This is a genomic window from Solihabitans fulvus (genome assembly GCF_008386585.1).
GTDB lineage: Bacteria > Actinomycetota > Actinomycetes > Mycobacteriales > Pseudonocardiaceae > Solihabitans > Solihabitans fulvus.
Genome location: NZ_VUOB01000063.1, coordinates 20,013 through 35,089, shown reverse-complemented (window position 1 = coordinate 35,089; position 15,077 = coordinate 20,013). Strand labels below are relative to the sequence as shown.

The window sequence follows — 15,077 nt, the reverse complement described above, 5'->3', positions numbered from 1 at the left end:
GCGACGAAGTGCGCTGGATCACCCTTGGGCCGGATGGGGCGCGAACCGCAGCCGACCGTTCACCGACCGTGAGGTGCCGCACGGCGTGCGTTGATCTTCAGCCCGACCGATCAGGCGCTCGTTCAGCCCAGCAGGCGGCGCTTCTCGTGCCGGAACCAGCCGTCCAGCCACCAGCCGATCTCCATCACCGCGACGGCCACCGCCCCGGCGCCGACCGCCGTGGCCATCGAGCCGGCGTGGCTGATGTCCAGCTCGAAGAAGCGCCGGCCCAGCGGCAGGAACAGGGCCAGCAGGAAACCGGCGAACATGGCCGCGATCAGCGCGATCTTCCACCACACGTAGGGCCTCGCGACGATGGCCATCGCCCAGGCGGCCACCAGGTACAGGGTGACGACGGCCGCGGTGGTGTCCTGCGCCTGCGTGGTGGTGCCGTCCACGACGTGCGAGAGCCAGTAGGTCACGAAGGTGGCCACCGCGGCGACCACGCCGGCCGGCACCGCCATCCGCATCACCCTCGGCACGAACCCGTGGCGCGCCCGCTCGGTGTTCGGGGCGAGCGCGAGGAAGAACGACGGGATGCCGATGGTCAGCGCGCCGATCAGGGTCAGGTGCAGCGGCCGGAACGGGAAGGGCAGCCGCACGATGCCGATCAGGACGGCCAGCAGCACGGAGTAGACGGTCTTGGTGAGGAACAGGTTCGCGACCCGCTCGATGTTGCCGATGACCCGCCTGCCCTCGGCGACGACGTAGGGCAGCGTGGCAAACTTGTTGTCCAGCAACACGATCTGCGCCACCGCGCGGGTCGCCGGGCTGCCGGAACCCATCGCGACGCCGATCTGGGCGTCCTTGAGCGCGAGCACGTCGTTCACGCCGTCACCGGTCATCGCCACGGTGTGCCCGCGCGACTGGAGCGCGCCGACCATGTCGCGCTTCTGCGCGGGCGTGACGCGCCCGAACACGGTCCGCTCGGCCAGCACGCCGGCCAGCTCAGCCTGGTCCTCCGGCAGCTCGCGAGCGTCCACCGGCCGGTCCGCGCCGGCCAGCCCGAGCGTGCCGGCGACCGCGCCGACGGACACCGCGTTGTCCCCGGAGATCACCTTGACCGCGACGTCCTGCTCGGCGAAGTAGCGCAGCGTGTCACCGGCGTCGGCGCGCACCCGCTGCTCCAGCACGACCAGCGCGACAGGGGTGACGTCGGTGGCCGTGGCCGGGTCGTCGACCGGTCGCGCGGAGCGGGCCAGCAGCAGCACGCGCAGCCCCTGCGCGCCTGCCTCGACCGCCGTGGCCAGCTCGGGGCTGTCTGCGGGCAGCAGCATGTCGGGGGCGCCGAGGATCCAGTTGCCGTGCTGGTCGAAGCTCGCGCCGCTCCACTTGCGTGCCGAGGAGAACGGCGCGATCGCGGTGGTCCGCCAGCCTGGCCCGTCTGGTTCGTTCGGGCCGTTCGGGTAGGCCTCGGCAATGGCCAGCATGCTGGCGTTGGGGCGCGGGTCGGTGCCGGCGACGGCGGCGAGCACCGCGCCGACGTCGGCCCCGTCCTGGTTGAGGGTGCGCACCTCGGACAGGCGCATGCCGTTCTCGGTGAGCGTGCCGGTCTTGTCCGCGCACACCACGTCGACCCTGGCCAGCCCCTCGATCGCGGGCAGCTCCTGGACCAGGCAGGAACGGCGGCCGAGCCGGATCACGCCGACCGCGAACGCGATGCTGGTCAGCAGCACCAGGCCCTCGGGGACCATCGGGACGAGCGCGGCGACCATGCCGCGCAGCGCGTCGGGGACGGACTGGTTCTTCACGGTGAGCTGGCTGTAGATGATGAGCGCGCCGGCCGGGAACAGCAGCCAGGTGATGAAGCGCAGGATCCTGTCGATGCCGGAGCGCAGCTCGGAGTGCACCAGGGTGAACTTGCTGGCCTCCTCGGCGAGCTTGGCCGCGTAGGCGTCCCTGCCGACCTTGGTGGCGCGGTAGGCGCCGGTCCCGGCGACCACGAAGCTGCCGGACATCACGGCGTCCGCGTCGTGTTTGACCATCGGGTCGGACTCGCCGGTCAGCAGCGACTCGTCGATCTCAAGGCTGTCGGCGGCAACGATCGCGCCGTCCACCACGACCTTGTCGCCGGGCCCGAGTTCGATGATGTCGTCCAGCACGACCTGGTTGACCGGGATCTCGACGGTCTCGCCGTCGCGACGCACCCTCGGCTTGGCCTCGCCGACGATCGCGAGCCGTTCCAGGGTCCGCTTGGCGCGCAGCTCCTGGAAGATGCCGATCGCCGTGTTCACGACGATCACCAGGCCGAACAGGCCCTGCTTGAGCGGGCCGACGATCAGGATCATGACGAACAGCGCGCCGATGATCGCGTTGAAGCGGGTGAGCACGTTCGCGCGGACGATCTCGCCGATGCTGCGGCTGGCCCGCGCCGGGACGTCGTTCGTCTTGCCGTCGGCGACGCGCTGCCGGACCTCGGCCGCGGTCAGCCCGCGTTCGACCGTGACGACTGGGGACTGCGAGGTTGCCGACATGTCCCGAGACTAGATCGACCAGGACAAGCGGGGCTAAACCGCCCATCGGGTTCACCCGTTGCGGGGAGAGGCGGCCGGGGTTCTTCCGTTGCGGGGAGGGTGCGGGGAGAGGCGGCTGGGTGGTGGCGGCCGATACCGTGGTGCCGTGCCTACGCAGCCGGCCGTCAGCATCGACCAGCAGTCCGCCGTCCCGCCGTTCGAGCAGGTGCGCGCGCAACTCGCCGCCGGCATCGCCGACCACAGCCTCGCCGTCGGCCTTCGGCTGCCCACGGTGCGCCAGTTCGCCGCCGACCTCGGCCTGGCCGCGAACACCGTCGCGCGGGCGTACCGGGAGTTGGAGGAGGCCGGGCTGATCGAGACGCGCGGACGGGCCGGGACGTTCGTCTCGGCGGGCGGCGACCACAGCCTGGAACGGGCGCGACGGGCGGCTGAGCACTATGCGTCGACGGTGCTGGGGCTTGGACTGGACGCGGAGGAGGCGCTGCGAATCGTGCGCGCCGCTCTGACGCGGCCCTAGGGTCGTGTGTGGTTGACGCTCTGGCCGTTTGATGGGTGGGGCGCTCGGGCCGTTTGACCGCGCGCCAGGGCCTGCTCGGCCTCCACCTCAGCCCGGAAGCCTGAATCTGAGGTTCCCGCGTAGCCCTCAAACATGTGAATGCTCAAGTGGCGGTAGTGAATAGCACCCGCGATCGCGCCTCCGGGGCGGCGCGCGATGAACCACGCGAGCGTTCTGCGGAACTGGCGTGACGTGAGCTTCCAAGGGTGTCCGTTGACGTCGGGGATTCCATCGGTCCGTTGGTGTGTGCCGCACCGGTAGGGGTTCCCGTCGGCGTCTCGTTGGCTGCTCAGACAACCGCGTTTGAGGTGCTTGATTACTGGTGGAGGGCACTTATTCCGACCGTGCGCTATTCCCCGCCGGAGACGAGGACCAGGCGGGCGCTGTCACCACGGTCGTGGATGGCCGGCGGTCTCTGGACCGACCAGTGCGTGCGTCGTCCTGCGACGTCGGCGCCTACCCGGCTCGAACGTCCTCTACTGCCGATGAGCGGACGTTCGGCCGGCCGCCGGCTTCCGTTGCTGGGGCGACCCGATCCCTGCCCTCCCACTCGTCGCAAACTTGACTGACTGAGTCAGTTAGGAAAGGCTGCGGCCATGGCAGGACGAGTGGCCACGCGGTCGCTGGCGGACATCGCCGAGACGGCCGCGCGAGTGTTCACCCAGCGCGGCTATCGGGAGACCGGCATCTCCGACGTGTCGAAAGCGCTTGGCCTCAGCCACGGCGCGCTTTACACCTACGTACAGAGCAAGGAAGCACTGCTTTACGTCGCGCTGGCCTGGTCGATCGGCCCGGACCTGCTGAACGGCCTGGACACGCCGGTGCAACTGTCCGCCGAGGAGGAGATCGTCGCGCTGGCTCGCCGGTGGACGGAGGCCGAAGGGTTCCCGAGGCTGGCCGCCGCGTTGACCCGGCGGCGGATCCACACGGTCCGCGAGGAGTTCGGCGAGATCGTCGACGAGCTCTACAGCTTCATCGAAGACAACAAGGACGTTCTCGCGCTCGTCGCGCAGTGCGCCCGCGAACTGCCGGAGATGTTCCAGTTCTGGTTCGTGCAGCGCCGTCGGGGCCACTTCGACGCCCTGAACAGCTACCTGCGCAAGCGCATCCGGTCCGGTCACCTGCGGGAAGTGCCCGACGTGGCTACGGCCGCCCGGTTCATCGCCGAAACCGTGGCCTGGTTCGCGTGGCACCGGCTGGGCGACCCCGACTCCGCGATGCTGACCGACGACCAGTGCCGGGTCACCGTCCGCCACCTCCTGACCAGCGCCTTCCTGGGGGACTCGTGAATAAGACCGATGAACTGGCCACAACCGTGGATGCTGCCCGGCAGCAGCCGAAGCTGGCGTGGCGACCAGTGCTCGCCGTCGCCGCCGTCGCAGTCGTGGTGCACCTCGTGGTGGCTACCCGATATGGCTGGCACCGCGACGAGTTCTACTACGTGATCACCGGCCGGCACCCGGCCTGGGGCTACGTCGACCAGCCGCCCCTGACCCCGTTGCTGGCCCGCTGGGCCGCCGCGCTGCCCGGCGGCGTGCTGCCACTGCGGGTGTTCGCGATCGCGTGCCAGGCCGGCTGCGTCGTGCTCGGCGGGAAGTTGGCCGCGGAGTTCGGGGGCGGGGCGCGTGCCCAGACCATTGCTGCCGGCGCGGTCGCGGCCAGCGTGGAGTTCGTGGCGGCATCGGTGCTGTTCGGCACGCCCGTGACCGACCAGCTGGTCTGGGCAGCGATGTTCGTCGCCGTCGCCAGGGCGCTGCGGTTGCGCACCACGACGGCGTGGTTGCCGGCCGGGGTGATCGGTGGCATCGGGCTGGAGAACAAGGACACGGTGGTCGTGCTGCTGCTGGGCGTGGCGATCGGCCTCCTGGTGTGGCACCGGGACGCGCTGCGCACGCCCGGCCCGTGGCTCGCGGGCGCCCTTGCCGTCCTCATGGCTGTCCCGAACGTGGTGTGGGACGCGCGGCACGGCTGGCCGAACCTGGCGATGGCGCAGGTGCTCAGCGATCGGACCGGTGGGCCGCTCGGCTCGTTGGCGAAGCTGCCTCTGCTGCTGCTGCTGGCGGGCCCGCCGCTCGTCGTGTTGTGCGTGCTCGGGGTTCGTCGGCTGGGCTGGGGACCGGGACATGACCACCGGTGGGCGTTGGCGATCATGGCGACCGCGGTCGTCGTGTTCACCCTCGGCGGCGGCAAGCCCTACTATCCGGCACCCGCACTGATCGCGCTGTTCGCGGCAGGCGCGGTGCGCGCCGAGATGACCGCCGGCCGGAGGCGGTTACGCTGGCCAGCCGTCATCGTCCTGTCAGGACTGATCGCGGTCGTGATCGGCTACCCCGTGCTGCCGGCCCGCGCCCAGAATGCGTTGCGTGCGCTCAACCCCACGGTCATGGAAACCGTCGGCTGGCCCGAGTTCGTCGCCCAGGTCGAGACCGCGGCGGCCAGGATGCCGCCGGGCACAGCGATCCTCACCAGCAACTACGGCGAAGCCGGCGCGCTCACCATCCTCGGCCGCTCCGAGGGGCTGGGCAATCCGGTCGTCAGCGGGCAGAACTCCTACGCCGACTGGGGACCGCCGTCCGGCAGCCCGGAGACTGTGCTGTGCGTCGGTGAGTTCACGCTTCCCTACCTGCACCGGTTCTGGTCGGAGGTGCACGAAATCAGGCCCATCACCATGCCGGATCACATCCGGAACCAGGAGATCGACCAGCACGCCGCGATCTACGAGTGCCGGCAACCGCACGGCACTTGGGCACAACTCTGGCCATCCCTGCGACACTACGACTGAGAACGAGCACACGGACGTGAATACCTGCTGGCAACACACGCTCATGCCGCGGGTGGCGCATTCGGAGTCGGACTTGCGGATCTTCTTCACGTGGTGCCACGAACGTGATCTTGCTCCGTTAGCAGGGCGCCGGGGCGTGACCCGCGGTTGGGCAGTCAGCGGTCCCGCGGCGGAGCCAACGGTTCGACGTGAGGTCCGTCGAGCCCGGCGGAATCGGCGTGCTGTCCCGCCGGTCATGGCGGTCCAGGCGTGATGGGCGTGGAAGGCGGTCCGTCCGGACGACGGCTGGATGTCGTCGCGCCCTCGATGATCACATTCAGGCAGTCGCGGAACAGGTCGTCGACGGTGTGATCGTGTTGGAAGTATTCGGTGATCGCAGCAACCACAGTCGGGTACGTCTGGGTGAAGGCGGCCATATCGAAACCCGGCGCCGCATCCACATCCGGACGGGGGGCCTGCTCCTCCAGGACATGGCCCACGGTGAAGTGCTCCACCGTCAGCACGATCAGGCGGGCCTGCCGCAACGAGACGCCGCAGGAGACCAGGGTGCTGAACGCGAGTTCGGAGATCGCGGCCATTCGCAGGGACAGCTGGGAGATCGAGATGACCCGGGCGCCGTCGGGGTGGGCCAGCAGCGCGCGGCGCAACCGCTCGGCCAGGCCGATCAGCCAGTCCTGCCATCGTTGCCCGGGTTCTGGTGGTGCCATCTCCGGAAAGTGTTGCTCGAGGATGGCATCGGCGATCGCGGTGATGAGGGCGGCCTTGTTGGGCAGATGCCAGTAGAGGGTGGGCTGCCGCACGCCCAGCCGCGCGGCGAGTTTGCGTAGCGTCACCCCGTCCAGGCCGTCCGCGTCCAGCAGTGCGATGGCCTCCGTGACGATCTGCTGCCTGTCCAACGTCACTGATTGCACCTCCCACACGCAGCCTATCAGTGATAGAGTCTCCCTATCGGTGATAGAGAACGGAGAGGATGACGACAATGACAGCCCAGCACACGTTCCGCGACCTGGCACATTCGGCGATGCATCGCATTCCCGGGGTTCCCGCTCACGTCGAGCACCCAGCCGGGCATCAGGGCACGACGCACCACGGCCGCGCGCGGCATCACTCCGTCGCGCACCACCATGCGCGGAACGGCAGGTGGAACCACTCGCCCGCCCGTCGGCCGCGCGTGCTGGCGGCCTGGCAGCGGTGGATCGCCTCGGTCTTCGGCCAGGAGCTGTGATGAAGGCTGCGGTGTTGCACGAGGCCGGTGGCGTGCCCCGGTATGAGGACTTCCCGGACCCGGTGCCCGGCGACGACGAGGTACTCATCTCGGTGCGGGCGGTCGCGGTCGAGAACGTCGACAAGGCGATCGCGGCCGGCACGCACTATGCCAGCAAGAACTATGTTGCCCAGTTCCCGGTGATCCCGGCCTTCGACGGCGTTGGCGCCCTGGCCGATGGCACGCTGGTCGGGTTCGGTAACCCACGCTTGCCCTACGGTGCGCTGGCCGAGAAGACCGTGGTGGCCAGCAATGCCGTCGTGCCGATCGCCGAGGGCATCGAGCCGGTCGTCGCGACTGTGCTGGGCGCGGCCTTCACCGGCATGTCGATCACGACCGCTGCGGGTTTCGCTGCTGGCGAGACGGTGTTGGTACAGGGCGCTACCGGGTTCGGCGGCCGGCTCGCGGTCCAGTTGGCTCGACTGTCGGGCGCCGGGCGGATCGTGGCGACCGGTCGTGACGAGGACCAGTTGCGCGAGGTGCGGGATCTCGGCGCCGACACGGTGATCAACACGACGGTGTCCGATGAGGAACTGGTGCGGGCGTTCACCGATGCCAGGGGGGACGGCTACGACGTCGTCGTGGACTACCTGTGGGGTCGCCCCACCGAAATCCTGCTGCGCTCACTGGTCCCGGATTCGTTTGCGTTCCCCAAGAAGCCGACCCGGGTCATTCAGGTCGGTGAGGTGGCCGGGGCCACCTTGGCGCTGGCCGCGGAGAGTGTGCGTACCTCCGGGGTGGAGATCTACGGCTCGGCCAAGGGACTGGGCCCGGACACCATGGCCGAGGTGCTCGGCCGGATCGTGCAGTGGACGCGATCCGGCGAACTCACCTTCGACGTGGAGACCGTCCCGCTCAGCGACATCGAGACCGCCTGGCAGCGAACCGACATGCGCGGCAAGCGCCTCGTCGTGCTCCCGTAACCAGCAGCGCCGCCCCGAAAAGGCCCGTTGATGGGTTACGGGGGTGAGGCGCGGTCTGTGGGGTGGTTTTAGGGGCGGGTTGCGGGTAGTGGTTGGAGGGTGGGCCAGCGGGTTAGGAGGGTGTCGCGCATCGCTGCGCAGAGGGTGCCTACGGTGGTCAACTCGGCCGTGGGCGTGGCTTGTTGGGCTACGACGGTTAGGCGGTGGAGCAGCCGTTGCCGGGCTGTCGCGGTGCCCCACTGCCAGTCCTGGTGCGGGATCCTCGCCAGGTAGTCGGTTCCGTCGCGGCACGCTCGTTCGACCAGCGCGCTGCCTCGGATCAGCCAGCCTGCGCATGCGTCAGTGAGGTCGCCGTCGAGATCGGTGGCGGTCACGGCGCGCCAGGCATCGCGGTAGGCGTTCTCGGCCTTGCGCAGCAAGGGTTCCGTCGGCGCGGTGACGCACCAGCAGGTGGGGAAGCCGATGCGCAGGTAGGCCAGTTCGGTGAGTCCGTTGCCGAGCGACGCCTGTTCGAAGTCGACGAACCGGACCCCTTCGGCGGTGTGCAGGTCGTTGCCGTAACAGGGATCCCCGTGCAGCAGCGCGTGCCCGGCCTGGCGGTCGAGCCGGTTCAGCAGACCGTCGAGTTCGGCGGAAGCCTTGGGCGACACCGGTGTTTCCAGCGCGCGGGCCAGGTCTAGGAAGGCCGCGACGTCGTGCGCGCCCGGCGCGGTCCAGCGGGGAAGGCTGCCGAGGTCGGCGGCGGAGGTGGTCGCGTGCAGCCGGGCCAGCCCGGCCGCGTAGTCCACCACCCAGTCCTCGGGTGGGCGCTGGGCGTCCACGCGCGCCAGCACCAGGATTCGCCGGTCGGGGTCGACGCCGAGGATCGCGGGAACCAGGGGCGGATCGGCGCGGGCGGCGAGCCGGAGCGCGGTGACCTCGCGGTCGAACCGCACACCGGGATCCTGGCCGCCGACGACCTGTTTGATCACTGCGGGGACGCCGTTCAGCTCGGCCCGCCACACCCGGGAACGGGGACTGCTCGGCAGCTTTCGCAACCGGGTCGGGGTGCCTAGCTCGGCCCGCAGCTCCGCACCGAACAACCGTGTCGATCTGAGGCGCATCGCGTCAATCTAGGTAGCTGTGCGGGCAGGTGTCAACCTGGGTTGACACCTAGCGCTCGAGGCGGCGGCGCACCCTCCAAAGGATCCGGATCCGCTTAGGGGATCCGGGTCCGCCTAAGCCCTTCTGGTCCGTGTGCGTTTTCCAGTCGGTCTGGACAATTCTGGTCGTAACGCGCGAACCGACCCAACCCCTGCTGGCGAGGTTGCGATGAATGCCATGGACGAGATGACACGCGGGCGCGCTGATGTGCGCCGTCGAGGGCTGCCGACCCGTGTCACGGCGCCCGGGACGCTGCGGCTCACCGAGAGGGTGAGCCCACCGTCCCGTGGTCGAGCAAGACCCGCGTGACGCCGGCTGTCGAGGCGCTGCCCGACGCTGCCCAGTTCACGTTCGTCTCCGAGACGGGGACGCCACTCCCGTCCGGTCCGCCATGAACTGCCCTCCTGTGACTGCGCGCACCACGTGACGGTCGGGCAGGTTCCCTAGCAGAACAGGAACCAGCGCATGAGCCTCAACAAGTCGTTCGATGGTCTCAGATCCCTGTCCGCCGGGGTCGGGGCATGGTGTTGTTCGCACAGCCTCACGCTGTTACGGCTGTGCCTCGGCGTCGTGTTCGTGTGGTTCGGCATGCTGAAGTTCTTCGCGGGCATGAGCCCCGCCGTGGAACTGGCCACCCGTGCCATGTCGATCATCACCTTCGACCTGGTCCCGCCTGGCGTGTCCCAGCCGCTGCTGGCGTTGATGGAGACGTTGATAGGACTCGGTTTCCTCACCGGCCTCTGGCCGCGCCTCACGCTGACGGTGTTCTTCGTCCAGATGGCCGGCGCGATGTCGTCGCTTGTCCTGGTGCCAGGGGAGATCTGGACGCATCCGCTCGAGCCGACGCTGGCCGGCCAGTACGTCATCAAGGACGTCGTCCTGATCGCCGCCGGTCTGGTGCTGGCCGCTGCCACGCGGAAGTCGCCGGTCCCCAGGGCCCGACCCCACACCGCGATACCGCCACATCTCCTGCGCCTGAGCCATTTCAGGCCGGCGAGCCGCCACTCCGGCACCCCGGCGGCTCCGCGTCCGAAGGAGGCGCAGAACCCGTGACGGCCCACCGGGGCCGTACTACGGCACGAACACCTGGATCACGCCGCCGGCCTCGCGCACCAACAGTCGGGGCAGGACCGGCGGCGGGACAGGGAGTTGGTGCCGCAGCACGGCCCCGGTCATCGAGAACGCCGCGTTGTGGCAGGGGCAACTGAGCTGCCGCGCCGGCGTGTCCAGCATCAGCCGGCACCCCAGGTGGGTACACACGCCGGCGATCCCGCGGACCGTGCCGTCGGCGCGTTCGACGAACCCGACGACCGCGCCGAGGTCGAACGGGCACACGCCGCCCTCCGGCAGGTCCTTGCCGGCCGCGACGAAGCGCCACTGGCCGGAGTACGGCTCCAGGGTCGGCTCCGCGGTGCCGGTACGGCGAGCGACCGACCGTTGGCCGCCGATCACCAGGCGGTCCAGGCCGAACCCGACCGCCGTCGCCACCGCGGCGGCGGCAATCGAGGCCCCACGGACGAACCGGCGCCGGGAGCCGCCGGCCAGGGGTGGCGAGTCCCGGCCGGACGGCGCCCGCCCCGCCCCTCCCGTGAGGCTCGGGTGGAGCACGGGCACGAGCGCCTCGTCCCCGTGCCTCCCCCGCCACTCGAGCCTCGAGGCCAGCTCGCGCGCCCAACGCCTGTCCATGGCAGCGTCCTCTCCACGAGCAGCCCGGTCTGTCGAAGCGCACTCCCCTACTAGATACGTGCCCGGGTTACATCTCAGGTGAGTTCGAGCAGTGGGAAGGCCCGGTGCCGGCGGGGCGGGGCAAGGAAGTTCTGCCTCCTGGTGGCGGTGATGAATCGCTCCAGCCCGTTGTCCTGCTCCGGAACAGCGTTCGCCGCGGCCAGGTCGAGCGACGCCTGGTTGCGGCGCATCGTGGCGAAGAAGTCGGCGCTCGGCACGAAGACCGTGAACTGGAGTTTCGGCTGGATGCTTCCGTCCGGCACGTCCAGGTTGTCGAAGCCAGGCCCGTCCATCCTGATGTGGATCGGCGTACCGTCGGCCGCCCGCGACGACCGCTGCAAGCCGGACAGATGGCCGATCCGATGCTGGTTCTCCGGAGTTCCAATGCCTTTCGCGCTGTTCTCGGCGTCACCGGTGCCCGCGAACGTGGTCTCCAGGAAGGACGGGCCGCCGCCGTCGGTGTACTGGTCCGGGTTGCCGAGCGACGGTGGCGGCGTCGATCGGAACATGTACTGCACGCGTTCGGTGAAGACGCCGTCCGGACCTGGGTTTCCGGCCGCGTCGAAGTCGAAGAACTGCTCCATGTCCAGGATGAGGTGCGACAGGTGCTGGACGGATGCGCTATCGAAGTAGTCTCCCGCGACCGCCGTGGTCAGCCGTGCCGATGAGTTGCCGGCGCAGGTGGTGATCTCGGCCGGTCCACTGCCCTGGACCTGTTGGTCGCCGAACCCCATCCACATCGGGGAGTGCGGGTGGATGAACTTCGCGAACGGCAGCTGGTTCCGGTCGGCGACATAGCGCGGCAGGCCCATCTGCTGGAACATCGCGCGACTCGACGTGAACGTGAGCAGCCTCGGCACCGGTGAGGCGACCGCGCGGCCGGCGAGCGAGTTGCTCCCGCCGAACCACCTGACCACGTCGGCGACGTAGCTGGAGTCGTCGCCGCGAATCGTGATCAGGACGTCGTTCTGTTCGACCTGCACTGGCACGTTGAACCGTCGCTTGGTGATGCCGGGATTCTGCGGGGACACGTCCGTGGGGCCGACCACCGCCTCCTCCAGCACCAGGCGGCTGTGGTCGGCGGCGAGGCGCGGCATCCTGGCGGACACCAGCGGGCCGGTCAGACCGCCGGGCAGTTTGGCGAAGTACGGAATGCCGTAGGCGATGAAGGTGAAGATGCCGCCCGCGCTGAACGGGTAGCTGGCCTCCAGCGCGGCGAGCGCGTTGGCCAGCGAGGACCGGTCCTGTTTGGTCGGCGTGCGGGTCAACCGCGCGGTGAGGAACGTCGTGTTCACCGGGCCGAACCGGACGACGACGTTGTTCTCCTCGGTCTGCGGCGGGGCGATGTAGTTGCCGATGTCGAACTGGATGTCCGGCAGCCCACAGGCATCCTGGGCCAGTGCGCTGCGCATCGGAACCGTGACACCGGCCCCGATCAGGTCGAGGGTGGTCAACGCGGTGGCCAGGCCACCGGCCGCCCTGAGCACGGTGCGACGGCTGACCGACCCGGTCGTCGACGCCTGCTCGCTGTTGTGTTTGTTGTGCATGGCTGAGTACCTCCCCCACAGCAGGGATGGGTGGAGTGCCGCGCCCGGACGATCATGACGTCGCCACTGAGAGCTCCTAACACGATGGCGTTCGACTGGGAGTGGCGTCCAGGTGGCGCGTCGCAAGGCGGAGGAGCCCCTCATGGCGGAGCCATGTGGGGCGACGACAACGTGGCGAGGCGTCAGCTGGACGCCACTCCGTCGGACAGTCATTGTGTTAGGAGCTCTTAGGCGAAGCTAACCACCGGGTCCAGCCTGCAATAGGGCACAAATGCCTTAGGCGGACACGGATCCACTAGGGCGGACCCCGTGGGCCTCCCCCGCCGCGACTCGATCACGGGCGGGACGGAGATCCACGGGACCCGTCCTGGTACTCAGCGCGCGAGGGCCCACGCCGTCGTGGGCGGCCCGCTCAGTGCAGGTAGCTGGTGAGTTGGGCGGGGTGTAGGCCGGCCGCCTTGGCGGCGTCGAGGGCGACCTGGACGTCGGTGGCCAGGTTCGCGGTGAAGTGCAGCAGGATGATGTCGCCGGCCTTCAGGCTTCCGTTGTAGTAGCTGATCTTTCCGTCCGCCACGACGGCGTCCCAGTTGACGATGGCGTGCATGCCGCACGCCGCCGCGGCCCGCTGAGTGTCGGTGTTGTACGAGCCGTACGGCGGACGCAGCAGGCTGGGAGTCTCGCCGAAGGTGGTGGCGTTGCGGTCGCGCGCGCCGCAGATCTCCTTCTGCTGCTCGGCTTCGGGCAGCGTGGTGAGGTCGCGGTGGCTGACGGTGTGGTCCTCCGCCACCGCGCCGGCCGCCTCCAGCGTCGTGAAGTAGCCGGGGTTGTTGGCCACCGCGTCGGGCAGCACGAACATGGTCGGCTTGGCCTGCTGGTCAAGCAGCAGGCGCTGGCCGTCGGCCGGGGTGGTCCAGCCATCGTCGATGGTGACGAACACGACCGGATCGGTGGTCGGAACCTGGCTGACCACAGGGGGAAGCGGCTGCCGCGGCGGACCGGGCGGGCCGCTCGGCGGGAGCAGGGTGGCGAGCTTGGCGGTGAGGGCGTGGTCGTCGGAGTCCTGGCTGATCTCCCACGCCATCACGCCGCGCAGGCCGGCGGCGCGGACCAGGTTGGTGCGTTCGGCCATCGCGGCGGGGTCGTCGTAGGTGATGGTGGTTGTCGTCGTTGCCTGGTAGGGAGAAGCGCAGCTGCCGTCGGGGTTCGTGCCGCCGCAGAGGTGGTGGTTCTGCGCGGCGCTGAAGATCCACGGCTCGCCGGCGGACCAGTCCCAGTAGCGGGTGAAGCCGTTGCCGCCCTTGCCGTTCTTGTCGACGACCTTGGCGACGTCGACCAGGTCGTGGTAGGAGGGCTGGGGTTTCGCGTCCCACGCCAGGCTGTTGCCGTCCTGGCCGCTGTTGTCGGCCTTCTGGTAGAGGCCGTGGTCCGCGCCGGGGACGCGGAGGTACTCGTTGCCGTAGAAGGGAACGCCGACGACGATCTTGTTCGCGGGCACGCCGCTGCGGAGGTAGTGGGCGACCGTGCCGGTGGTGTTCCAGGTGGGGTCGTCGGCCTTGGGGTCGCGCCAGTCGGGCCGGAACAGCGTGTTGGGCGCGGAAAGCTGGCCGGAGGGCACGTTGTAGTCGTAGGTCATCACGTTCGCCCAGTCCAGCGACCGCACCGCGGCGGCGAGCTCGAAGTCGGCGGTGCTGCCGGTGGCCGCGGGGAGCGCGGCGGTGAGCAGGTAGTGCGCCTTGGTCGTCGCGCCGAGTTCGTCCAGCTGGCGGCGGAACTCCTGGAACAGCAGGGTGGCGTTGTGCCGGTCGGCAGGGCCGTAGTCGACGTTGCCCGCGCCGAGTTTGGTCGGGTACTCCCAGTCGATGTCGATGCCGTCGAAGACGCCGGCCGCGGCGCCGGGGCCGCCCGCGCCGGCCGGCCAGCCGCCGGTGGGCAGGTTGCCGAGGATGAAGGTGTCCACGCAGGACTTCACGAAGGCGGCGCGGCGGTCGGCGGTGGCGGCGACGCTGGCAAACCAGGTGGACTTCGACCAGCCGCCGAGCGAGATCTCGACCTTGAGACCCGGGTGTGCGGCCTTGAGGTTGCGGAGCTGGTTGAAGTTGCCGAACAGGTGTTGGTTCGGGTCGTTGGGGTTGTCCGCGATGCCGTCGACCGAGCCCGCGCCGCCGTAGTACACCTGCTGGTAGTCGGCCCAGGGGTCGAGGATGCCGCAGCCGACCGCGCCGGTGGCCTTGTCGAAGGTCGGCACGCCGAAGGCGTACTGGATGGTGTTGATCTTGTCGACCGGGATGTCGCTGACGCGGTAGCCGCGCCCGTAGACGTCCCAGTCGGCGAAATACGCCGAGACCACGCGGTCCCTGGCCCGGTTGTCCTGTTGTTGTTGCTGCGGCTGCTGTTGCGCCCCGGCCGGCGGCGCTGCCGCCACACCCAGGGCAGCGAACAGGGCTATCGCGGCGGCTGCCCACCGTTTGGTGCTCGACACAGGGACCCCTCCTGCCGGGAACCCGCCTCCACATCCGGAGACGTGGTCCATACCCAAGTTGGTCTATACCACTTGGTCTCGGCACACCCTCGCCGAGCGGTGTCGGGCTGTCAATCGGCTGTTCGCAGCAGAGTCGCGAAATGTG

The 15,077-nt window shown here is 69.5% G+C and carries 12 protein-coding genes; 6 read left to right on the top strand and 6 right to left on the bottom strand.

Features of this window, described 5'->3' with window-relative positions:
• Nucleotides 1–122 precede the first annotated feature (122 nt).
• Nucleotides 123–2,513, bottom strand: coding sequence for a cation-translocating P-type ATPase (locus F0L68_RS31040; RefSeq protein ID WP_149853415.1), 2,391 nt, complete (start codon nt 2,511–2,513; stop codon nt 123–125).
• A 145-nt stretch (nt 2,514–2,658) separates the two neighbouring features.
• Between F0L68_RS31040 and F0L68_RS31035 the strand changes: the two genes are divergently transcribed.
• From F0L68_RS31035 to F0L68_RS31025, 3 genes are all read left to right on the top strand, one after another.
• Complete coding sequence (locus F0L68_RS31035; protein WP_149853414.1) at nt 2,659–3,030, top strand: GntR family transcriptional regulator; 372 nt, start codon at nt 2,659–2,661, stop codon at nt 3,028–3,030.
• A 635-nt stretch (nt 3,031–3,665) separates the two neighbouring features.
• Nucleotides 3,666–4,358 (top strand): TetR/AcrR family transcriptional regulator, encoded by a 693-nt coding sequence (locus F0L68_RS31030; RefSeq protein WP_149853413.1) that lies wholly within the window; start codon nt 3,666–3,668, stop codon nt 4,356–4,358.
• Nucleotides 4,355–5,851: an ArnT family glycosyltransferase gene (locus F0L68_RS31025; protein ID WP_223199282.1), complete on the top strand. Its 1,497-nt coding sequence runs from the start codon at nt 4,355–4,357 to the stop codon at nt 5,849–5,851. The genes F0L68_RS31030 and F0L68_RS31025 overlap by 4 nt, the downstream gene beginning before the upstream one ends.
• A gap of 233 nt (nt 5,852–6,084) precedes the next feature.
• Here the strand turns inward: F0L68_RS31025 and F0L68_RS31020 are convergent, their stop codons facing one another.
• The gene (locus F0L68_RS31020) at nt 6,085–6,753 is read right to left on the bottom strand and encodes a TetR/AcrR family transcriptional regulator C-terminal domain-containing protein (RefSeq protein WP_149853412.1); all 669 of its coding nucleotides are present in this window, start codon (nt 6,751–6,753) and stop codon (nt 6,085–6,087) included.
• 77 nt (nt 6,754–6,830) lie between these two features.
• Here F0L68_RS31020 and F0L68_RS31015 point away from each other — a divergent pair, with 77 nt between their 5' ends.
• Together F0L68_RS31015 and F0L68_RS31010 are read left to right on the top strand one after the other, a co-directional pair.
• Nucleotides 6,831–7,076, top strand: coding sequence for a hypothetical protein (locus F0L68_RS31015; protein WP_149853411.1), 246 nt, complete (start codon nt 6,831–6,833; stop codon nt 7,074–7,076).
• Nucleotides 7,076–8,038, top strand: a complete 963-nt coding sequence (locus F0L68_RS31010) for a quinone oxidoreductase family protein (protein WP_149853410.1) — start codon at nt 7,076–7,078, stop codon at nt 8,036–8,038. Before F0L68_RS31015 ends, F0L68_RS31010 begins: the two co-directional genes overlap by 1 nt.
• 68 nt (nt 8,039–8,106) lie before the next feature.
• On the opposite strand, the gene F0L68_RS31005 is transcribed toward F0L68_RS31010, so the two are convergent.
• Nucleotides 8,107–9,141: a protein kinase family protein gene (locus F0L68_RS31005; protein WP_149853409.1), complete on the bottom strand. Its 1,035-nt coding sequence runs from the start codon at nt 9,139–9,141 to the stop codon at nt 8,107–8,109.
• Between the two features lie 505 nt (nt 9,142–9,646).
• Here F0L68_RS31005 and F0L68_RS31000 point away from each other — a divergent pair.
• On the top strand, nt 9,647–10,234 hold the full coding sequence (locus F0L68_RS31000; protein ID WP_149853408.1) for a DoxX family protein: 588 nt from the start codon (nt 9,647–9,649) through the stop codon (nt 10,232–10,234).
• 18 nt (nt 10,235–10,252) lie between these two features.
• Here the strand turns inward: F0L68_RS31000 and F0L68_RS30995 are convergent, their stop codons facing one another.
• From F0L68_RS30995 to F0L68_RS30985, 3 genes are all read right to left on the bottom strand, one after another.
• A complete protein-coding gene (locus F0L68_RS30995) occupies nt 10,253–10,867 on the bottom strand; it encodes a Rieske (2Fe-2S) protein (RefSeq protein WP_149853407.1) in 615 nt (204 codons plus the stop codon).
• A gap of 74 nt (nt 10,868–10,941) precedes the next feature.
• Nucleotides 10,942–12,453, bottom strand: coding sequence for a DUF7405 family protein (locus F0L68_RS30990; protein ID WP_223199281.1), 1,512 nt, complete (start codon nt 12,451–12,453; stop codon nt 10,942–10,944).
• Nucleotides 12,454–12,865: 412 nt separating this feature from the next.
• A complete protein-coding gene (locus F0L68_RS30985; protein WP_188316923.1) occupies nt 12,866–14,932 on the bottom strand; it encodes a glycosyl hydrolase family 18 protein in 2,067 nt (688 codons plus the stop codon).
• Between the last annotated feature and the right edge of the window lie 145 nt (nt 14,933–15,077).